Source organism: Thioalkalivibrio sulfidiphilus HL-EbGr7, from assembly GCF_000021985.1.
Lineage (GTDB): Bacteria > Pseudomonadota > Gammaproteobacteria > Ectothiorhodospirales > Ectothiorhodospiraceae > Thioalkalivibrio_A > Thioalkalivibrio_A sulfidiphilus.
Window position 1 is genome coordinate 2950545 of record NC_011901.1, and the last position, 19457, is coordinate 2970001.

Genomic DNA, 19457 nt, shown 5'->3' on the forward strand with positions numbered 1-19457 from the left:
TAGGAGGCGCTCCATGGAACTACGCCATCTTCGATGCTTCATTGCCGTGGCTGAAGAACGCAGCTTCAGTCGGGCCGCTGAGCGCCTGCACATCGAGCAATCTCCTCTTTCACGCACTATCAAGAAGCTCGAATCCGATCTGGGCGTTGTTCTGTTCCAACGCACGTCTCGCGGCACACGCCTGACGTGGGCCGGCCAGGTCTTTCTGGAAGATGCCCGCCGCGTCCTTGTTGCCCTAGAACAGGCGAAGACCAACGCAAAGGCCGCTGCAACCGGCTATCGCGGCACTTTGCGTGTAGCCCTATCTGACGGCATCGCCCGAACCCGTCTAAGCGCATTGCTCGCCCTGTGCAGAGAAGAGGAGCCGGAAGTCGAGATACGGCTATTTGAAATGCCGTTTTCCCAACAGCTACGGGGCTTACGCCATGATCTGTACGATGTCGGTTTCACCCTGGCCGATGCAGTCGCGCCTGGCATCATTGCTCAGCCAGTTTGGCGTGATCCATTGGTGGTGGCTGTTCCAGCCAGACATCCATTGCTGGCGCACAAGCACTTGCCACTGAATGAAGTGGTGAACTACCCCTTGGTGCTGTGCCATCCCGAAGTCTGCGAGGGCTGCAACCAACAGTTGGAACGTCTGCTTCGCTCGGTCGATGCGGAGCCCACCGTTGTTGAGCGAGTAGCCTCGCATGACCTGATGTTGGCACTGGTAGCGGCCGGCTATGGAGTCGGATTTTCCAGTGCGGCGCACATCGAAGCTTGCAGGAGCACGGACGTGATCGCGCGTCCTCTGGCCGAACGCGCCTTTACGTTCACGACCTACCTGCTAAGGCCCAACAACGAGCCGTCCGAACAGTTGAGCAACTTTATTCGCCGAGTCGGCAAGGTAGCCACGTAAATTCGGCGATTCAAAGTCGTTACCTTTTAGGTCTCCATCAAGACCTGCGTGGTATGCGTCGTAGTGATCTTCGCTACCAGACTGCAATCAGCGCGATATGCGTATGCACTCGGGCTTTATAGACGTGGACCGGCATCACACGCACACCCAGCGACGCCCATTCAAGAATCCGCTGTAGGCTGCCGCCCAGGTCAGCCTTGAGACCTTTCAGGTCTGGACCCCGCCCGTGGAGCACGACGAATCTCATCAAGACCTTTCTGGTCTTTACGGTGCCGTGACAAGCAAGAAAACTCCAAGGTCCGCAACTAACCAACACCAACCGGGAGGCGGAAGCACTTGGCTACGATGAAATCAGGACTGTCAGCGAAATGGCAGGAATCGAAGACGTTGAGGATACAGCGCCCAGACACATCCTCATAGCGACTAGCCACCACACCAGTCCTACCCTTGCCGGATCGCGCCCAGGCAGCGATAGCGGCATGACGACATCCGTCCAAGTGAAACCTGGAAGCACTGTCGGAGGAGACGGATGGCTGGCACAGAAACGCGCAAGACAGGTGACCTTCACCATTCCAAGGTGTTTTATCGCCCCATCGAGGCCGCCATCCGCTGGAGCAGGCTGACCCGGTTTGAACCCCGCATTCTCGACACATTGGGCGCCAGGCCGATACCCGACCCAGGCGACTTTCCGAGATGGCCGATGCTTCGCCTCAACACCGAGCGCATATTCGACGCGATCAGGAACGGCGACCTCCCGTATGGCAAAGCCGGCATTACCTGCGACGATCCCTCGCTGATCGATGATCCAGATCTCACCGTTCGGCACGTCGATCTTAAGACATGGATGTCGCGCTTCTATCCCGACCAGAGACCTGCCTTTCTTTTCGACGCGATAGAGCGCCGGCTCCACCCGGCGGTCAGCATCGAAACCGTCCAGACGCTGCTTGCCGAACAGGAAGCGCTCAGGATTCGCCTCGCGGACCGCGAACAATCCTTCAGCACTCTGCATGAGCAACATGAGCTGCTGTGCCGACAGGCCGAGAGCTGGGACTCGGCAGGTCGTGAAGTCACACCCCGGAGCGAAACGACCTATCTCAATATCGTTGGCGGGCTGCTGACCTTGCTGCTCGGCAAGTCACCGGGCGGGAGGCCGTACTCGTCGTTCGAGACGACGGATTCCGTCATCAGCGCATTGCTTGCCCACTACGAAGGCCGGCCCGGAATCAGCGAGCGCACTTTATGGGCAAAATTCTCTGCGGCAAGGCGGCATCTGGACGCCAGCGATCGCCGACGGTAGTTGTAGTCGAACCGCTCTCGGAGGGGCAGCTCGTCAAGAAACAAACGCGAAATGCTGTGGTATCACAGAGTCTGCGCCCGCGAGGTTCTACTCTTGGCCTCCTTTGGAGTCAACTGGCGAGTCCGACCGCCAGTGCGCGTCGGGCGCGCGCCGTTTGGCACATCCACTGCAGCAACCAACAGTTCGGCCTGCGGATTGGGATTCCGAAGGTCGGCGTCGTGGCAATCGCCATCTGACAACCCCTGCAAGATGCCGCACGCTTCCACCGGCCGAGCACCCGAGCACGTCTCGCGCAGTGCGAGCAAGTGCCGTTTCAACTGCAACAGCGCCTCCATGCGGACTTCCACCTGCTGGATATGAGCGTCCAGCAGCGCATTGACCTCGCCACAATCCCGAGTCGGGCTATCTCGCAGGCCCAATAGCGTCCGGATCTCGCTCAGCGACATGTCGAGAGAACGGCAGTGGCGGATGAAACGCAAACGCTCGACGTGCGCGGCGCCGTACAACCGGAAGTTGCCGTCGCTGCGCGCGGGCTCTGGCAACAACCCTTCCTTCTCGTAGTAGCGGATGGTCACGACCTCGCATCCTGTCCGCTTCGCAAGCTCTCCAATCTTGATTTCCATAGCTCATCTACCCATCTATCACTTGACTCTATAGTAACTATAGAGATTCTAATGGGCAACAACATAGATGACCCATGTGACGGAACTTATTCATGAGCGAACACAGCCCAGAAGGGTGTGACTGTGCGGCCACACCGATCATTCCAGCCGCAACGCAAGCCCGACCTATCGCCGAATCGGCCGAGGCTGTCTACCGCATCGAGAACATGGATTGCCCGACTGAAGAGGCACTGATCCGAAGCAAACTAGGCGGCCTATCGGGTGTGATCGGACTCGACTTCAATCTGATGCAGCGTACCTTGGCGGTGCGACATGAACTGCCTTCGCTGTTGCCGGTTGAACAAGCCCTGAAGGCGATCGGCATGCAGGCTGTACGCATGGATGCAGCCGTGGCCGGGCAGACCACCAGATTATCCATTGCCAAGATGGATTGCCCGACCGAAGAAACGCTGATCCGTAACAAGCTGGCAACCGTGGCCGGCGTCTCCTATCTCGATTTCAATCTGGTGCAACGCACCCTGTCCGTGCGTCATGCCGACCACGCGCTGCCAAATGTGCTCGCCGCACTGCAAGCGCTTGGATTCGAGGCACAGGTGCTTGAGGCAGCGGACACCACTACATCGGCTGCCCCGGCGACAGCACCTACCAAGTGGTGGCCGCTTGCCGTCTCCCTAGTGGCGGCATCGGCAGCGGAGGTCGTCTACTGGCTTCATGACGGCAACCACTGGTCAGTCATCGCTCTGGCGCTCGTCGCCATTTTCACGGGAGGTCTCTCCACCTACAAGAAGGGCTGGTTTGCGCTCAAGAACCTCAATCTCAACATGAACGCCCTGATGTCGATTGCCGTCACGGGCGCAATGCTGATCGGTCACTGGCCGGAAGCGGCGATGGTGATGGCGCTTTTCACGCTGGCCGAGGTGATCGAAGCCAGATCGCTGGATCGCGCCCGTAACGCCATACGCGGGCTACTCGACTTGGCCCCGGAAAAGGCCACCGTGCGACAACCCGACGACACATGGCGCGATGTGGACGCCAAGCAGGTCGCCATTGGCGCCCGTGTTCGAGTCAAACCGGGAGAACGGATCGCCCTCGACGGCGAAATACTGGTAGGACATTCCACGGTCAATCAGGCGCCGATCACCGGCGAAAGCCTCCCGGTTGAAAAGACGCTTGGCGATCCGGTGTTCGCCGGCACGATCAACGAATCCGGTTCGTTCGAATACCGCGTCACAGCCATAGCCACCAACTCTACGCTAGCCCGCATCATCCATGCCGTAGAGGCCGCCCAAGGCAGCCGTGCGCCGACCCAGCGCTTTGTGGATCAGTTTGCCCGCTGGTACACCCCAATCGTCTTCGTCGTAGCCATCGTCGTCGCATTGGTACCACCGCTGTTCATGGGCGCAGCGTGGCTGGACTGGATTTACCGCGCGCTGGTTCTGTTGGTCGTTGCCTGTCCGTGCGCTCTCGTGATTTCCACGCCTGTCACCATCGTCAGCGGATTGGCCGCCGCTGCGCGCCGCGGCATTCTCATCAAGGGTGGTGTCTATCTGGAAGAAGGCCGCAAGCTGCGCTGGCTGGCGCTGGACAAGACCGGCACGATCACGCATGGCAAGCCAGCGCAATCCGATTTCGTGGCGTGGGCCAATGCACAGCCTAGCGACAGCCGCAGAATTGCCGCGAGTCTGGCGGCTCGCTCGGACCATCCCGTATCCAAGGCTGTGGCGCAAGCCGCCAAGGCTGATGGGGTCGCCTTGCTCGAAGTTGCCGATTTCACCGCATTGCCCGGCAGAGGGGTGAGTGGCCGCATCGACGGTGAGACCTATCACCTCGGCAACCATCGGATGCTCGAAGAGCTGGGGCACTGCACGCCGGAACTGGAACAGCGCATCTCCGCGATGGAAGTCGAAGGCAAGACCGTGGTGACGCTGGTATGTACAAGTGGCGCGCAAGCCCTTATCGCGGTAGCGGACACCATCAAGGACAGCAGCACGAGCGCCATCGAGGATCTGCATGCCCTGGGCATCAAAACCATGATGCTGACCGGCGACAACCCACATACGGCACAGGCCATTGCCAGGCAAGCCGGCATCGACCGCGCGCAGGGCAACCTATTGCCAGACGACAAACTGCGCGAGATCGAACAACTGGCGCGGACGGGGAAGGTCGGCATGGTGGGCGACGGCATCAACGATGCGCCCGCCTTGGCTCGCGCTGACATCGGCTTCGCGATGGGTGCCGCCGGTACCGACACGGCCATCGAAACGGCTGACGTAGCGCTGATGGATGACGACCTGCGCAAGATTCCGACGTTCATTCGCCTGTCACGTGCAACCGCGCGCGTGCTGACGCAGAACATCGTGCTGGCGCTTGGCATCAAGGCGGTCTTTCTTGCGCTCACTTTCTCGGGACACGCCACGATGTGGATGGCGGTGTTCGCCGACATGGGCGCAAGCCTGATTGTGGTGCTCAACGGATTGCGTTTGCTGCGCCACTGATTCGCCAGGAGAGAAAAGAATGTCAGATCAACACTATTGGGAAAGTAAAGCGCGCATCTACGATCGAATCACCGCCCCGTTGGCGCGTCCTATGAAAAGCGCCGCTATCCTTGCGGCGGATGCCGTCCGCGGCGAGAACCGGGTTCTTGAGGTTGCCGCCGGCACCGGCTTGTTCACCACTGCTATCGCAGGTGCGGCACGCGAGGTCGTTGCCACGGATTACGCCACCGCAATGGTGGCCATACTAGCGAAACGAGTACAGGAGGCAGGGTTCCAGAACGTCCGTTGCGAGCAAGCCGACATCAAAGCACTGCACTTTGATCGTGCCTCATTCGACTGTGTTGTCGCTGCGAACGTGCTGCACCTAATGCCTGACCTTGCCGCAACGCTTGCGGCGCTGAGACGGGTGCTACGACCAGACGGAAAACTCGTTGTGCCAACGTTCTGTCACGACGAAACCAGATTGGCTACCGTCCTGTCGAGATTACTTTCACTTACGGGCTTTCCCATCAAGCATCGCTTCTCCACCCGCTCGCTGTGCAACGCACTAGAAGCTGCCGGCGTGCGTGTCACGCGCTTCAAGACCTTACCGGGCCTTATTCCGGTTGGCTACGTCGAGGGTGTATTCGACTGAGACTCAACCCCCTCATCAACGTGCTGCTCGTGCATTGCGAGAGTCACCTAAGAATCAGCGAGCGCACTTTATGGGCAAAATTCTCTGCGGCAAGGCGGCATCTGGACGCCAGCGATCGCCGACTGTAATTGCAGTCGAACCGTCTGCAGTTGCAGTGCAATCCGTTCCGATGCGCTATTGAATACGAGGCACTTTCCGAACAGCGCCGATGAGCGTCAAGGAGTGCCCACCATGTCTTCGCAGACCACCGCCCCGGCGACGCCGGTTGAACGTCGCATCCTGCGCCGCGCCGAAGTCGAAGCCAAAACCGGCTTCAAGCGCGCGCACATTTACAGCCTGATGAAAGAAGGCAGGTTCCCCAAGGCGCTGCGTTTGGGTGTGCGCGCAGTGGGCTGGGACTCGACCGAGATCGACCAGTGGATCGCTGATCGCCTCAAAGAACGCGCCTGACGCTTCTCCTTTTCCGGTTCATCTCATTCCGTGAGGAGAAGCCCATGCAGGTGGTATCCATCATTTCGACCAAGGGCGGCGTGGGCAAGACGACCACGGCGGCCAACCTGGGCGGCTTCGCGGCCGACGCAGGGCTGCGCGTGCTGCTGCTAGACCTGGACGTGCAGCCCACTTTGTCGAGCTATTTCGAGCTGCAAACGCGCGCCCCCGCCGGCATCTACGAGTTGCTGGCCTTCAACGAGCAGGACATCGGCCGGCTGGTGTCGCGTACCGAGATCGCTGGCCTGGACCTGGTGCTCTCCAACGACGACAAAGGGCAGTTGAACACCCTGTTGCTGCACGCGCCGGACGGACGGCTCCGGCTGCGCAATCTGTTGCCCGCGTTCCGCGAACACTACGACCTGCTGCTGATCGACACGCAGGGCGCTCGCAGTGTCCTGTTGGAGATGGCCGTGCTTGCCTCCGATCTGGCGGTGTCGCCGGTCACGCCGGAGATCCTCGCCGCTCGCGAGTTCCGGCGCGGCACCTTGCAACTAATGCGGGACATCGCGCCATACCGGCGCCTCGGCATCGAGCCGCCGCCGCTGCGCCTGCTCATCAACCGCGTGCATCCGGTTTCCAGCAACGCGCGGCTCATACAGCAGGCACTGCGCGACCTGTTCCGATCCGAGCCTGGTATCGCCGTGCTCGATACCAGCATTCCCGCCATCGAAGCCTATCCGCGCGCATCGACCCAGGCCTTGCCGGTGCATCGGGTGGAACACCGACGCCCTACGGGGCGGACGACGCCGGCCGCTTTCGACACGATGCGCGCACTCGCCTGCGAACTGCTGACGAATTGGGAACCCTCGTTCACTCGGCTGAAAGCGGGGACGCACCGGAGGGGCAACACATGACCACCGCGCGCTCCCTCCATCGTCTAAACAAGCGGTTGAAGCCGCTCATCGACTTCGCCCTGAAGGAAGGCTGGGAGGTCGTTCGCACAGCGGGCGGACACCTGAAATTCACCAAGCCGGGCCTGCCTCCGATCTACACCGGCTCGACGCCCGGCGATCGCCGCGCCGGCCTCAACGCGCGCGCTCGACTGCGCCGCACCGACCGCGCCATCGACCCGAAAGCGACGACCAGGGAGGCCGACGCCGATGGCTGAACCGACCCCCCAGGACATGGCAGCCAAGTTGCTGGCCGACCGCTTCGAGCGCAGCGGCCCGGTCGCCGATGCACTGAGCGATCCCATCGCCGATACTCCCATGACGGTGACGCTGGACCAGCTCCAGCCGTATGACCTCAATCCGCGCGTCACGCGCAATCCGCGTTACGACGACATCAAGGCATCGATCCGGGAGCGTGGCCTCGACGCGCCGCCGGCCATCACCCGCCGGCCCGGCGGGACGCACTACATCATTCGTAATGGCGGCAACACGCGACTCGCCATCCTGCGCGAGTTGTGGAGCGAAACGAAGGACGAGCGCTTCTTCCGCATCCCCTGCCTGTTCCGGCCCTGGCCCGAGCGCGGTGAAATCATCGCGCTGACCGGCCACCTGGCCGAGAATGAACTGCACGGCGGCCTGTCATTCATCGAGCGCGCCCTGGGCGTGGAGAAGGCCCGCGAACTCTACGAACAAGAGTTGGGCCAGGCGCTGACGCAGAGCGAGCTGGCGCGTCGCCTCAGTGCCGACGGCTATCCGATCGCCCAACCACACATCAGCCGTATGCAGGACGCCGTGCGCTACCTGCTGCCGGCGATCCCGGCCGTGCTCTACGGCGGCCTGGGCCGGCCCCAGGTGGAACGGCTGACAGCCCTGCGCAGGGCGAGCGCACGGATATGGGACGCGCGCGGTGCGAGCAAACGGCTGGCCGTCGATTTCCCGTCGCTGTTCAACGACGTGCTCGCCGTGTTCGACGGCGACACCGACGGCTTCTCGATCAAGCGGGTGCAGGATGAACTCATTGGGCAGATGGCCGAGCTGCTGGACGCCGACTACGACAGCCTGACGCTGGAGATCGGCGAGACCGAGAACCGGCAGCGTGCGCTGACCAGCGATCCGTCGCCCCCCGCACCGCAGTCCGGCAATGCCGCGGCCGCGCCCGTGACGCCACAGCCACCGCACTCGCCCAACCCGGCGCCGCCAGTTCCCATGGCGCAGCCCCCGGCCACATCGCCGAAGCCACCACGGATGCCGGAACCCCCGGCATCGCCCCCGCCCTCGGAAACGCCCGGCAGTGCGCAGCCTCCGAACGACGATCACGACGAACGCCTGCGAGGCCATATCGTGTCGCCGGCGCCGACCACCGAACGCTTGCAGGCGATCCAGCGCCTGGTGGCCGATCAGACCGGCGAGGCACTGCCGAACTTCGAGGCGAACGTCTTGCAGGCGATTCCGGTGCAGGCCGGCGGTCTCTACCCGATTTCCGATGTCTGGTACATCGAACCGGGCCTGGACGCGCCGGATCGGTTGCGCGTGCATATCGCGCAGTTCGCGCGCGAGATCGCCGAGGAAGCCGGACAGGCCGAGCGCATCGAGACCATCGACGACGGCATCGGCTTCCTTTGCGACATAGGCGCCCTATCGACGGACCCGCAGGCGATGCCGCTCATCGCCCGCGCGACGCTCACCCTGCTGCACGCCCTCAGTGCGGGATACCGGCCGGCGGCCGCAGCACCCACCGCACTCGACAACCTGCGCCTGACCGATGCCCTGGGGCCGCTGCTGCAGGGCCGGAAGAATGGCGACAAAGCGCAGGCCTCGCGCCTGAGCGACAGCGGCCTGGTCAAACTCTTTCGCCTGCTGCGGCTCGCGCGCCGGCTGCTGGAGCTGGAATCCGGCACGGCATCGGGCGCGCACGCCGCCACCGAACCGTAAGGCCGGGGGAGACGCGATGTCGGCACCACATCCACTCAACCAAGCCGTGATCGCCCAGGCGCTGCACGATCTGCGCAACGGCCAGTTGCGCCGCTGCAAGGCCATGGGTTTCGGCGACCGGGAGCTGGACGCACTCAAACACCCGGAGCTGGTCAGCATGCTGGTCAACGCCACGGTGTCCTGGTGCTCGGTCAAGGTGAACCGCGAGGTGCTGCAACGCCTGTTGCACCAGGTGGAAGACGTCGAGAAGGAGATTGCCACCGTCGATCGCATGCTCCGCCTGGGCGCGAGCACAGCGATGGTCAGCAAGTTCTACGGCCTGACCCATCAGGAAGTGGCATTGCGCCGGGACGTTCTCGGCCTGCCCAAACGCAAGGGCCGCCATCCGGTATTGAGCGAGGAACAGGACACCGGCTTGTGGGGGCGCTGGAAGCCCGCCGTCGAGCAACGCGGCATCGCGCTGGACGACGACATGGCGATGCTCCATCTCACCCTCGATCTTGCCGAAGAACTCGCCCTGCCGGCCTCCGTCATCTGGGCGACGATTCGCGGCTGGATCGACCAAGGATTGGTGTAGGCCATGGAGATCGACAAGCCTCATCGGGGAGGCGGTCCGGTCTCGCTCTCCGCCCTGCTGGATGAGGCCGCTCAACGCTTGCCGCCCCGACAGGCCGGGCCGACGGCCAGCGATGGATTCCTGTTCAGCGGCAACCGCCATGAGAGCGTGCCGCGCGCGCTGTTCTTCGATCATCGCCTCACGCCACTGGAACGCAACGCCTGGCAGGTGTTCCGGCTGCTGCTCGACGACGACGGCATCACCGCCTTTCCCACCTACGAACAACTCCGCCCCTACCTTGCCTCGACGCCGTGCGCGCCGAAGGCCTCCCACGAGACGGTGGCGCGCGCGCTCACGCTGCTGCGCCTGACGCGCTGGCTCAGTCTGGTGCGGCGTCGGCGCGATCCGCGCACCGGGCGCATCCAGGGCAACCTGTACGTGCTGCACGATGAGCCGCTGACGCCCTTCGAGGCCATGCAGCTCGATCCCGACTACCTGGACCTGGTAAGCCAGGCGCTGACCCATGCGAGCAAGGCGGTGCAGCACGTCGGCGTCCACACACTTCAGGAAGTCGCTGAAGACCCACTGCTCAACGGCCGCGCCCTGCCCACGCGCCTGCAGGTGCTGGCGCAGCGGTTGGCAAGCCAGGAGTGGAACCCACTCGAAAGTTATCCACAGGACGCGACGATTCACGAAACCGAAGAAGGCCCGAAAGCCCTTCTTCGGCACAGAGAACAGCAGCCTTCGGAATCCGAAGCGGGTCGCAAAGCCCCGTCAGACGCCCTTCTTCGGAATCCGAAGCAGGACCGTACTGTACGTAAAGAAAGTATTAAAAATAATAAAATACGTACAGTACCGCGCGCGCGAGAAAACCTTCGTCTGCCTCATCGCTTTCTCGCCTTGAAGGAGGAACAGCAGTCCGGCGCACTAGTCGCACTTCAGCGGGTGGACGACACCCTGCAACAGGCGGTGCTCGACGAATGGGCGGCCCGCTGCCAGGCCGGCGGCATCCGCAATCCCGCAGGTTATCTCTTCGGGGTCATCCAGAAAGCGATCAAGGGCGAGTTCCATGCCTGGGCTGGTCAGCCGGAACACGCACCGACTGCTATTTCACCGTCGTCTCTGGAATCGCTGCGCGCGCCCGAGCGCGACTGGTCTCCGCCAGCGATCGATCACGAAGCCGCGCAGCAGCATCTGACCCGCCTGCACGACCTGTTCAAGGAGTCTTGAAGCCAGCGCGCTATACCAGTGGTATAGCGCAACAGACTGCCTTCCCGACGCTGCAAACAGGCGGCGGCGCAATGCGGTTTGTTGACTGACAGCCTTCCCCTGCTTGTCGATGCTGGCGACTCGTTCATTCACAGCGAGTCGCTCTTATGGCAAACGAACCCCTGCAACTGAACCTCGGGTCGCTGCGCAGCGCGATGGCGTTGACGCTGCACACGCATCACGCCTCACGCATCTGGCACGGTCGCACGCCCGCCGAAGGCCGGCCCGGCATCATCGGCCTGAACGGCTTCATCTCCATCATGAACAAGCTCAAGCGCGGCGCCGAGCAGGACGACCCCTACTCGGACTGGTGGATGCTGCGCATCGAGGAAAAGATCGCCGACACCAAGACGCGCCTGCAAACGCTGCGCGAACAGGTTGACCAGGCGCTGGCCGACGTACCGCCCGCTCTCAGCCTGGGCGAGAACCTCAACGTGCAGCCGGTCAAGCTGCCCCTGTTCGTCAATTCGCAGTTGGGGTTCATGGCGGTCTACCTGCTGGCCGACTACGACGACCTAGCGCGGCGCCTGATCCTGGCGCATCACACGGCATTGATCGATCGCAGCACCTTGGAACGCTGGCTCAACGATGGCGCGCACGCGCTGCGCAGCCTGTTCTCCCTGGCCCAGCAGTACCGCTACTCCGGCACGACGCGCGATGACTTCGCGGCGAAGAACGCAGCAGCGCGCGCGGCATTGGAGAAGTTCGGCGAGCTGCCGACCGACGTGCTCGAAGGCACACGCCGCTCGCGCTTCGCGCCGCCGATCAACCGCCGGTCATCGCAGGATGGCAAGCAGGAAAGGACGGATACCCCGAGCGCTGCGCCAACCGACGAAGCCACGGAAGACGACGCGAACGACGACGGCGCCGCATCCGATGAGGATGAGCCAGCATGACGGAATCCACTCTCACCGACACACCGACACGCTTCACGCCGCTGGAACAGGCGGACTTCCAGCGCCTGGAACACGCAGCCTACCTAAAGGGCCTTTTACAACCTTTTAAGGGTAAGGGACGTTTGGAGTCCTGGGCCAACCAGTGTGCGGCGCTGCGCGACGACCTGATCGTGCTGGCGCAGCGACGGGTGCTGCCCCAAGCACGCGGCTATCCCTTCAGCCTGCTCGGTGTGCAACTGGCCCAGCAGACCACTGGCGCAGGCACGACCTTTCTGCGCTGGCGCAATCTCGACCGTTCCAGCATGGGCGTCGCCTTGTGGGAGGCGCTGCTGGCCGATCCCGCGACACCGGCATCGCTGATCGACGACCTCTACGCGATGGAGCTGCAACGCATCGCGCTGAACATGCAGATCAGCCTCACGCACAGCATTGCCCGCCAAACCCTGGACTGCGCCGGAAAGATGGCCCAGGCCGAAGCGGCTTACCTGCGGCGTATCCAGGGGCACGCCGCCTCGATCAACCCCACCACTTCCAAGGAGTCACCATGAGCACGCATTTCTTCGGCGAGGGCAACATCGGCTCTGCGCCAGACTATCGCGAGTTTGCCAACGGCAACGACGAGCCGCGCCGGCTGCTGCGCCTGAACGTCTACTTCGACAACCCGGTGCCGATGAAGGATGGCACTTTCGAGGACCGTGGAGGGTTCTGGGCGCCGGTGGAACTGTGGCACCGCGAGGCCGAACACTGGAGCACGCTGTACCAGAAGGGCATGCGCGTGCTGGTCGAAGGCCGCACCGTGCGCGACGAGTGGGAAGACGCCGACGAGAACGAGCGCGTGACCTTCAAGATCGAAGCGCGCCGGGTTGGCATCCTGCCGTATCGCGTCGAGGGTGTAACGCTGGGTGCCAAGGGGCAGGCCATGGAGCAACCCCACGACGAGTAGCCGCTGCGCAGGATCGTGTGAGCGGCTGGACCAGCCGCTCACCGTGCGCCAGTCGTGCGCGTTTTATACCAGTGGTATAGCGCCATTGACGTCCATGGAGGGCCAATCGTCATGGACTTGAGCACTACTTCGATCTATAACTTGTTGTTTTTCCAATCTGTGAAATGGCTTGCCCCTAAGCCATCTTCCTAGAACGAGATAAGCAGCATGATCGGAGTCAGGACTCGTTATTCACTAGCTCAATTCCTTGAACTGCAGGAGCCCGCCGTGTGTGCCGTGATATTGGGCAAGTACGGCGTTCAGCACCTGTCGCTGTCGAGGGGGCAACTGCTGTACGACCTACTAAACACACTGCGCGGACTTGATGACCGCACGCTCATGCTGGCGCTGTCCGAGGTGGTTGCAACCACAGGCGATCTTCGGGCCAGAGTCAATCCGAAGTATCGGTTTGACGAGCGCATGCACGACCTGGCGCAGTGCCTGCTGCTGGACGGCTACATCATCCAGGAAAAGAAACTGGTCCAGACCGATCCGTCGATTGCCGATGCCGCGCCCTTGGAAGATGACCTGGTTACGGCATTGCAGAACTCCGGCGCCCCCCGCGCGCAGGACATCATCGTCAAGATCAACGACTCGGCCGAGGCATTCCGGGCGACGCCGCCCGACTACAACGCATCGCTCGTCAACGCCCGAGTGGCGCTGGAAACCCTGGCCGTTGACGTGGCCGCCCATGTCGCTTCGCTGCAGCAGAGTCCCACCACCTACAACCCGTCAAAATGGGGCGAGGTACTTTCGTTCCTGCGCAGCAGCGGCGAGATCACGGTCGAAGAGGAAAAGGGGCTGGCTGGCGTGTTCGGTTTTCTGAGCCCTGGCGCCCATCGCCCGGTTGGCATCCCGGAAGACCAGATGACGCGGCTTGGTCGCTCCTTCGCGCTCAATATGTGCTGGTTCCTGCTCAAGAACCATCTCGCGCGAAGCCACCGGCCTTGAACTCACTGACTTCGATGCGCAAGGGAAAACGAGATGCCGTTTGAAATCAGACCTTGGGAAGAAATCTCCAGAAGCTACGGATGCACGATCCTGCTCGGCAACGGCGCCAGCATTGCCGTCAGCCCGAGCTTCTCCTATGGATCACTGCTCAGGCATGCCGTTGAACAGCGCTTCCTTCCCGACGACGCCCAACGACTGTTCCAGTTCTTTCAGACCAACGATTTCGAGTTGGTTCTTCGGATCGTATGGCAGGCGTCGAACGTCAATCGGTCGTTGCAAATCCCGGACCACCGAACCCATGCCGCCTACGTGAGTCTCAGAGACTGCCTCATTCAGACAGTCCGCAACATTCACCCGGAATACGATCAGGTCAGCGCGCACCTGCCGAGCATCTATCAATTCCTGAAACGCTTCAGCACTGTCATCTCACTCAACTATGACTTGGTGGTGTACTGGGTCATGACCTATGGCCTGGAGATCGAGGATCAGCATGCATTCAAGGATTGCTTCATAGGAGGCGGCGTCTTCTCCGACGACTGGCAGCGGTTCAGGCAGCCGATCGGCAGGGAGCGCTCGACCACACTGGTGTTCCATGCCCATGGCAGTCTTGTACTGTGCAGGAATTTGGTCGAGCAAGAACTGAAGATACACAACAGGGACGCTGGTCTTCTCGAAGCGATACTTCAGCTCTGGCAGAGTGAAAGCGTTGTTCCGTTGTTCGTGAGCGAAGGAACGTGGCAGCAAAAAGTCACATCCATCCAGAACAGCTACTACCTCTCCACGGTCTACAGAGAAGTTCTGAAGTCACCGCGGAACACTCTCGTTGTTTACGGCTGGGGATTCTCCGAACAAGATCTCCATCTCTTGCAACGGATGAGTGGAACAGGGATCAATCGTGTGGCGGTGTCGGTGTTCCGAGGGGATCAGGCCTATTGCAACAGGGTCTTCCAGACGATCCGCGATACCTTGGGGTGGCACGTTGAGGTGGAGTTTTTCGACAGCGAGAGTCCCGGTTGCTGGATTCACGCTGATCAGCAGGGTCTGCGCCCGGTCCCATAGACCTGCAAAGCCAAACACCGCATCCTGAACCCGCACAAGTTGGTGTCTGCTGCTGTCGCGTTGTTTGCTGCCGCATTCATTGCCCTCTGGGATGCTGACGATCATTCGATGACCGTCACGCACACTCAGGAGGCTTTATGCGCGTGTTTCTGTGCGAAAAGCCTTCGCAAGGCAAGGACATCGCCAGGGTGTTGGGCGCCCGGCAGCGCGGCAACGGCTGCTACAGCGGTTCGGGTATCACGGTGACATGGTGCATCGGCCATCTTGTCGAGGCGGCACCGCCGGAAACCTACGGCGAGCAGTACAAGCAGTGGTCCATCGAGCAGTTGCCTATTCTTCCAGAGCGCTGGCGCATCGAGGTCAAGGCCAAGACCGCCGCGCAGTTCAAGATCGTGAAGCAGTTCGTCGCCCAGGCCGGCGAGCTGGTGATCGCCACCGACGCCGACCGCGAAGGCGAAATGATCGCGCGCGAGATCATCGATCTGTGCGGCTACCGTGGCCCGATCCAGAGGCTGTGGCTGTCGGCGCTCAACGATGCGTCGATCCGCAAGGCGCTGACTCAACTCAAGCCGGGTGGCGAAACGCTGCCACTGTATTTTTCCGCACTGGCCCGTTCGCGCGCGGATTGGCTGATCGGCATGAACCTGAGCCGCCTGTTCACGGTGCTGGGTCGGCGGTCTGGGTATCAGGGCGTGCTGTCGGTCGGTCGCGTACAGACACCGACACTGAAACTGGTGGTGGACCGCGACCGCGAGATCGCACGCTTCGTCTCCGTACCGTATTGGACCATCGACGTCACGCTGTCCCACGCGGGCCAGTCCTTCGCGGCAAGCTGGATGCCGCCCGACGGCACCACGGATGCAGCCGGTCGCTGCCTGCAGCAGCCAGTGGCGCAGCAGGCTGCCGACCGCATCCGTGCGGGTCGTGAATCGAAGGTGCTGTCGGTGGAAACCGAGCGTGTGCGCGAAGCCGCACCGCTGCCGTTCGACCTCGGCACCTTGCAGGAAGTGTGTTCGCGGCAACTCGGGCTGGACGTACAGGAGACGCTGGACATCGCGCAGTCCTTGTACGAAACGCACAAGGCGACGACTTATCCGCGCAGTGACTCCGGCTACCTGCCCGAGAGCATGCTGGCCGAAGTGCCGACCGTGCTCGACGCGCTGCTCGCCACCGATCCCGGCCTACGCCCGTTGATCGACCGGCTCGACAGGACACAGCGCTCGCGCGTCTGGAACGACAGCAAGATAACGGCGCACCACGGCATCATTCCCACGCTGGAGCCTGCGAACCTCTCGGCCATGTCGGAGAAGGAGCTGGCGGTATACGCGCTGATCCGGGCGCACTACCTGGCGCAGTTCCTGCCGCATCACGAATTCGACCGCACACTGGTGATGCTCGACTGTGCAGGGCAATCGTTACAGGCCGTCGGCAAACGGGTGATCGTGCCTGGCTGGCACCTGGCGCTCCCCGGCAAGGGGCAGGATGCGGCGGACGACGAGCCGGCCCAGCGCAGCCAGATCCTGCCGCCGCTGGACACCGGAGCGCGCTGCGGTGTCCAGCAGGTCGAACTGAAGGCACTGAAGACGCTGCCCCCCAAGCCTTACACCCAGGGCGAATTGATCAAGGCGATGAAGGGTGTCGCCAAGCTGGTCACCGATCCACGGCTGAAGCAGAAGCTGAAGGAGACGACGGGCATCGGCACCGAAGCCACGCGCGCCGGCATCATCAACGGCCTGTTGGCTCGCGGCTATCTGGTGAAGAAGGGTCGCGCCATCCGCGCGTCGGATGCTGCCTTCACACTCATCGACGCGGTGCCGGCGGCGATCACCGATCCCGGCACGACGGCGATCTGGGAACAGGCGCTGGACATGATCGAGGCCGGCCAGATGACGCTGGACACCTTCATCAACAAGCAATCGGCCTGGGTCGCGCAGTTGGTTCAGCAATATCGAGGCACCGTCCTGTCGATCAAGCTGCCCGAAGGGCCGGCCTGCCCGGTATGCGGTGCGGCGACGCGCCAGCGCAACGGCAAGAACGGTGCCTTCTGGTCGTGCAGCCGCTATCCCGACTGCAAGGGCACGCTGCCGGCCGAATCCTCGACGGGCAGGCGCAGGGCTTCGCGCCAGCGGCGCGCTGCGCCCAAGGCATCCTGATGCCAATGAACACCTCTGCCGCGCCGGGATTTCACTGACGGCGAGGCAAACCGTCCCGCGCCCCGTGGGACTCCCCAGCGCGCGTCTCCTTCTGCAACGGTGTGCGCGTTCCGCCTGGCCGATACAGGCCACGGGACGAGAAGGTCGTTTCTCCACGAATGGCGCTCGCCGCCATTCCATTGATCGGTGTTCCTTCCGTTGATCGCGAGGGGTCTCCTGACGACTTGCCGGCCCTCCGGCGCTGCGCGAATCGTCAGGAGACCCCTCGGGTCCACGGTACTCGGTGCCGGTGCCCGCCGGCGAAACAACGGGTTCCCTTTGTGCGCGGATGTGTGCCAGAGGTTTCCGACCCCAGCCACGAAACGGGTCGGGTGAGATTGCTGGACCAGCGGCAGGCTTTGACGACGGCCACGCCCTGCAACAGCCCACGGGTGGTGATTCCTCCCCGCCGAAGGCTCGCGCCTTCGGCTGCTTTTCCCTTCACGCCAGCTTTCGCTGCGCCGACGCACCACGCTCGGCAAGCAATCGGGCGATCACCGCGAGCGGATTTCGGCTCGCCAATGCAGGCCAAGCCTCCGAACCTACACCCCATGCGCGCTGACCTCCGTCAGCACCATGCCCAGGCAGCTTCGGTCTTCAAAGCTGCGGCGCGGTTCTTCCGCGTTGACCGATCCAGTCCGCTTCGCATCGCTCCTGCGGACGATCGCCATGTCCTGGCGACGATGCTTCGTTCCACCCCACGGGAATCCGCTTCATCCCGTCGGGATGCGGCGCTTCCCATCCCTTCATAGGAGAGCACCATGTCCTTCGATCCTGTCGCACTCAAGCCCACAGGCCCTTCGGGTCTGCTGGCGCTGGCGTATGTGGGCAAAAGCCTGCCCTTGCAGGTGCTGCGCAGTGCCACCGGGCACTACATCGGCACCTTCGACGACGACGGCCCCGTCTCCCGCGAGTCCGTCGAGTATTTCCCGAGCCACGAGGCCGCTCGCCATGCCCTGGAAACCGGCGCATGGACGCAGCGCCAGTACCCGTGATCCCCATCCATCTGTCATCAGGAGAACCTCGTCATGAATCCGATGAGCCAGCAGGCGATCTTTGACGAGATCGCGCGCAACGATCTGCACTTCTCGAAAGCCCCCGACGCCTTTTTCCACGCCTGGAAGCGCGGCGTCGAACTGGTCGGCCCCGACCTGTTCAACGGTACGCAGGAATGTCTGGACCTGGCAGAGGACAAGTGGGACTTGTGCCCGAACGTCGCTGTCATCAGGAAGACCATCGGCGCCATGAGTTCCGGCGAAAGGGTCTTTCTCGCCGCGATGGTGAGCTTCTACAACTCCAAGGACGGCGGTGCGCTGCTCAAGCGCGTTGGCGTCCACGGTCTGGCCGACCTGGGCGGCCTGGACCTGGAGCGACGCAAGATCATCGCCACGCTGATCCTCAACTACACCGGCTGGTAACAGCACCGGCGGCCCGTCATTCGTGACGGGCACCGTTTCTTTCATCCCTCTGGGGTCGATCCCCGGCAGGGGATCGGCTCCGCCTTTCCTCTACTGGAGAACCATCATGAACCCCAATGCCAATCCTGTTTCCAATCCCTTCGTCCGTGGCTACAACGGCCTTTCCATTCAGCGAATGATCGCCATTGCCTACGATGACGACTGCCCGCTGACCTATCTTCCGCTGCATGCCTCGCAGTCCCATCTGCGGGACGACCAGATCCAGCGGCATGAATGCGTCTTCTGCGACGACTTCACCTTGATCACTCAAGGCCAAGCCGTGCCGGATGAACTGGACGCTCAATGCCGGAACCATGGCATCGCGCGCACGGTGATCTATGCCGTCATGGCGGACGACTCCGGGACGCCAGTGCATGTCGGCGATACCTATTCCGAGGAAGCCGCCCGCGACGTGGTGCGGCGTCTGACCTTCGACACCGGCCACTACAGCCGATGCTGGGAGATCAGTTCCGGGCACCTTCCCGAGGAAACGATGCAGTACCTCGAAGACCTCGCGGACACATCCACGCTCACCGGCCTGTTGTTTGAAGCCTTCAGGATTCCCGACAGCGATGCCGTGGGCGTGAAGTTGATCGCTACGCCCTGGACTGACGCCAATCTCGAAATCGTCGATGGCCGCAATGCCCAAGCACTGCACAGCGATCAGACGGATGCGTGCGTCCCCACGCCGCTGCTGAACGTGCTGCACCTGGCCGCCATGGCAGACGTGCGCATACTGGTCTTCGATCCGAACGCCGCGATACTGAACGGCCTGCCTGTCTACGAAGACTGAATTCCTCCATCTTGAGCCCCTTCGAGGGGCTCTTTCCTTGT

The 19457-nt window shown here is 62.5% G+C and carries 20 protein-coding genes; 19 read left to right on the forward strand and 1 reads right to left on the reverse strand.

The window, feature by feature from the left end; all coding sequences use genetic code 11:
- The first annotated feature begins 13 nt into the window (after positions 1-13).
- Both TGR7_RS14085 and TGR7_RS14090 read left to right on the forward strand, forming a co-directional pair.
- Positions 14-898 (forward strand): LysR family transcriptional regulator, encoded by an 885-nt coding sequence (locus tag TGR7_RS14085; RefSeq protein ID WP_012639355.1) that lies wholly within the window; start codon positions 14-16, stop codon positions 896-898.
- Between the two features lie 529 nt (positions 899-1427).
- Positions 1428-2195 carry a hypothetical protein gene (locus tag TGR7_RS14090; protein WP_012639356.1) on the forward strand — a complete coding sequence of 256 codons (768 nt, stop codon included), beginning with the start codon at positions 1428-1430 and terminating at the stop codon, positions 2193-2195.
- 62 nt (positions 2196-2257) lie between these two features.
- On the opposite strand, the gene cadR is transcribed toward TGR7_RS14090, so the two are convergent.
- Positions 2258-2818 (reverse strand): Cd(II)/Pb(II)-responsive transcriptional regulator, encoded by a 561-nt coding sequence (gene cadR, locus TGR7_RS14095; RefSeq protein WP_008733938.1) that lies wholly within the window; start codon positions 2816-2818, stop codon positions 2258-2260.
- Positions 2819-2910: 92 nt separating this feature from the next.
- Here cadR and TGR7_RS14100 point away from each other — a divergent pair, with 92 nt between their 5' ends.
- From TGR7_RS14100 to TGR7_RS14180, 17 genes are all read left to right on the forward strand, one after another.
- Positions 2911-5313 carry a heavy metal translocating P-type ATPase gene (locus tag TGR7_RS14100; protein WP_008733936.1) on the forward strand — a complete coding sequence of 801 codons (2403 nt, stop codon included), beginning with the start codon at positions 2911-2913 and terminating at the stop codon, positions 5311-5313.
- A 19-nt stretch (positions 5314-5332) separates the two neighbouring features.
- Positions 5333-5947, forward strand: coding sequence for a class I SAM-dependent methyltransferase (locus TGR7_RS14105; protein ID WP_008733934.1), 615 nt, complete (start codon positions 5333-5335; stop codon positions 5945-5947).
- 231 nt (positions 5948-6178) lie between these two features.
- A complete protein-coding gene (locus TGR7_RS14110; RefSeq protein WP_008733932.1) occupies positions 6179-6397 on the forward strand; it encodes an AlpA family transcriptional regulator in 219 nt (72 codons plus the stop codon).
- A 44-nt stretch (positions 6398-6441) separates the two neighbouring features.
- Positions 6442-7293, forward strand: a complete 852-nt coding sequence (locus tag TGR7_RS14115) for a ParA family protein (protein WP_012639357.1) — start codon at positions 6442-6444, stop codon at positions 7291-7293.
- The gene (locus TGR7_RS14120; protein ID WP_012639358.1) at positions 7290-7547 is read left to right on the forward strand and encodes a type II toxin-antitoxin system HicA family toxin; all 258 of its coding nucleotides are present in this window, start codon (positions 7290-7292) and stop codon (positions 7545-7547) included. Before TGR7_RS14115 ends, TGR7_RS14120 begins: the two co-directional genes overlap by 4 nt.
- On the forward strand, positions 7540-9261 hold the full coding sequence (locus tag TGR7_RS14125; RefSeq protein ID WP_012639359.1) for a ParB family protein: 1722 nt from the start codon (positions 7540-7542) through the stop codon (positions 9259-9261). Before TGR7_RS14120 ends, TGR7_RS14125 begins: the two co-directional genes overlap by 8 nt.
- 16 nt (positions 9262-9277) lie before the next feature.
- The gene (locus TGR7_RS14130; RefSeq protein ID WP_012639360.1) at positions 9278-9838 is read left to right on the forward strand and encodes a DUF2857 domain-containing protein; all 561 of its coding nucleotides are present in this window, start codon (positions 9278-9280) and stop codon (positions 9836-9838) included.
- Positions 9839-9841: 3 nt separating this feature from the next.
- Entirely contained in the window at positions 9842-11047 is a 1206-nt protein-coding gene (locus TGR7_RS14135) for an STY4528 family pathogenicity island replication protein (RefSeq protein ID WP_012639361.1), read from the forward strand.
- A 146-nt stretch (positions 11048-11193) separates the two neighbouring features.
- Positions 11194-11982, forward strand: a complete 789-nt coding sequence (locus tag TGR7_RS14140; protein WP_012639362.1) for a PFL_4669 family integrating conjugative element protein — start codon at positions 11194-11196, stop codon at positions 11980-11982.
- Positions 11979-12530, forward strand: a complete 552-nt coding sequence (locus TGR7_RS14145) for a DUF3158 family protein (RefSeq protein ID WP_012639363.1) — start codon at positions 11979-11981, stop codon at positions 12528-12530. Before TGR7_RS14140 ends, TGR7_RS14145 begins: the two co-directional genes overlap by 4 nt.
- The gene (locus tag TGR7_RS14150) at positions 12527-12925 is read left to right on the forward strand and encodes a single-stranded DNA-binding protein (RefSeq protein WP_012639364.1); all 399 of its coding nucleotides are present in this window, start codon (positions 12527-12529) and stop codon (positions 12923-12925) included. Before TGR7_RS14145 ends, TGR7_RS14150 begins: the two co-directional genes overlap by 4 nt.
- 267 nt (positions 12926-13192) lie before the next feature.
- Positions 13193-13915, forward strand: coding sequence for a hypothetical protein (locus tag TGR7_RS14155; RefSeq protein ID WP_012639365.1), 723 nt, complete (start codon positions 13193-13195; stop codon positions 13913-13915).
- A 33-nt stretch (positions 13916-13948) separates the two neighbouring features.
- Positions 13949-14974 (forward strand): DUF4917 family protein, encoded by a 1026-nt coding sequence (locus TGR7_RS14160; RefSeq protein ID WP_012639366.1) that lies wholly within the window; start codon positions 13949-13951, stop codon positions 14972-14974.
- Between the two features lie 137 nt (positions 14975-15111).
- Positions 15112-17127 (forward strand): DNA topoisomerase III, encoded by a 2016-nt coding sequence (locus tag TGR7_RS14165; RefSeq protein ID WP_012639367.1) that lies wholly within the window; start codon positions 15112-15114, stop codon positions 17125-17127.
- 800 nt (positions 17128-17927) lie between these two features.
- The gene (locus TGR7_RS14170) at positions 17928-18161 is read left to right on the forward strand and encodes a hypothetical protein (protein ID WP_012639368.1); all 234 of its coding nucleotides are present in this window, start codon (positions 17928-17930) and stop codon (positions 18159-18161) included.
- Between the two features lie 33 nt (positions 18162-18194).
- Complete coding sequence (locus TGR7_RS14175) at positions 18195-18584, forward strand: hypothetical protein (RefSeq protein ID WP_012639369.1); 390 nt, start codon at positions 18195-18197, stop codon at positions 18582-18584.
- Between the two features lie 106 nt (positions 18585-18690).
- Entirely contained in the window at positions 18691-19416 is a 726-nt protein-coding gene (locus TGR7_RS14180) for a DUF5983 family protein (RefSeq protein ID WP_012639370.1), read from the forward strand.
- The last annotated feature ends 41 nt before the right edge of the window (positions 19417-19457 follow it).

Excerpts from the sequence above, each read along its gene's own strand:
- TGR7_RS14170 (WP_012639368.1), top strand. The coding sequence starts at position 17,928 with ATGTCCTTCGATCCTGTCGCACTCAAGCCCACAGGCCCTTCGGGTCTG.
- TGR7_RS14135 (WP_012639361.1), top strand. The coding sequence starts at position 9,842 with ATGGAGATCGACAAGCCTCATCGGGGAGGCGGTCCGGTCTCGCTCTCC.
- TGR7_RS14085 (WP_012639355.1), top strand. The coding sequence starts at position 14 with ATGGAACTACGCCATCTTCGATGCTTCATTGCCGTGGCTGAAGAACGC.
- TGR7_RS14125 (WP_012639359.1), top strand. The coding sequence starts at position 7,540 with ATGGCTGAACCGACCCCCCAGGACATGGCAGCCAAGTTGCTGGCCGAC.
- TGR7_RS14115 (WP_012639357.1), top strand. The coding sequence starts at position 6,442 with ATGCAGGTGGTATCCATCATTTCGACCAAGGGCGGCGTGGGCAAGACG.
- TGR7_RS14150 (WP_012639364.1), top strand. The coding sequence starts at position 12,527 with ATGAGCACGCATTTCTTCGGCGAGGGCAACATCGGCTCTGCGCCAGAC.
- TGR7_RS14160 (WP_012639366.1), top strand. The coding sequence starts at position 13,949 with ATGCCGTTTGAAATCAGACCTTGGGAAGAAATCTCCAGAAGCTACGGA.
- TGR7_RS14120 (WP_012639358.1), top strand. The coding sequence starts at position 7,290 with ATGACCACCGCGCGCTCCCTCCATCGTCTAAACAAGCGGTTGAAGCCG.
- cadR (WP_008733938.1), bottom strand. The coding sequence starts at position 2,818 with ATGGAAATCAAGATTGGAGAGCTTGCGAAGCGGACAGGATGCGAGGTC.
- TGR7_RS14180 (WP_012639370.1), top strand. The coding sequence starts at position 18,691 with ATGAACCCCAATGCCAATCCTGTTTCCAATCCCTTCGTCCGTGGCTAC.
- TGR7_RS14175 (WP_012639369.1), top strand. The coding sequence starts at position 18,195 with ATGAATCCGATGAGCCAGCAGGCGATCTTTGACGAGATCGCGCGCAAC.
- TGR7_RS14090 (WP_012639356.1), top strand. The coding sequence starts at position 1,428 with ATGGCTGGCACAGAAACGCGCAAGACAGGTGACCTTCACCATTCCAAG.
- TGR7_RS14110 (WP_008733932.1), top strand. The coding sequence starts at position 6,179 with ATGTCTTCGCAGACCACCGCCCCGGCGACGCCGGTTGAACGTCGCATC.
- TGR7_RS14165 (WP_012639367.1), top strand. The coding sequence starts at position 15,112 with ATGCGCGTGTTTCTGTGCGAAAAGCCTTCGCAAGGCAAGGACATCGCC.
- TGR7_RS14140 (WP_012639362.1), top strand. The coding sequence starts at position 11,194 with ATGGCAAACGAACCCCTGCAACTGAACCTCGGGTCGCTGCGCAGCGCG.
- TGR7_RS14105 (WP_008733934.1), top strand. The coding sequence starts at position 5,333 with ATGTCAGATCAACACTATTGGGAAAGTAAAGCGCGCATCTACGATCGA.
- TGR7_RS14100 (WP_008733936.1), top strand. The coding sequence starts at position 2,911 with ATGAGCGAACACAGCCCAGAAGGGTGTGACTGTGCGGCCACACCGATC.
- TGR7_RS14145 (WP_012639363.1), top strand. The coding sequence starts at position 11,979 with ATGACGGAATCCACTCTCACCGACACACCGACACGCTTCACGCCGCTG.
- TGR7_RS14130 (WP_012639360.1), top strand. The coding sequence starts at position 9,278 with ATGTCGGCACCACATCCACTCAACCAAGCCGTGATCGCCCAGGCGCTG.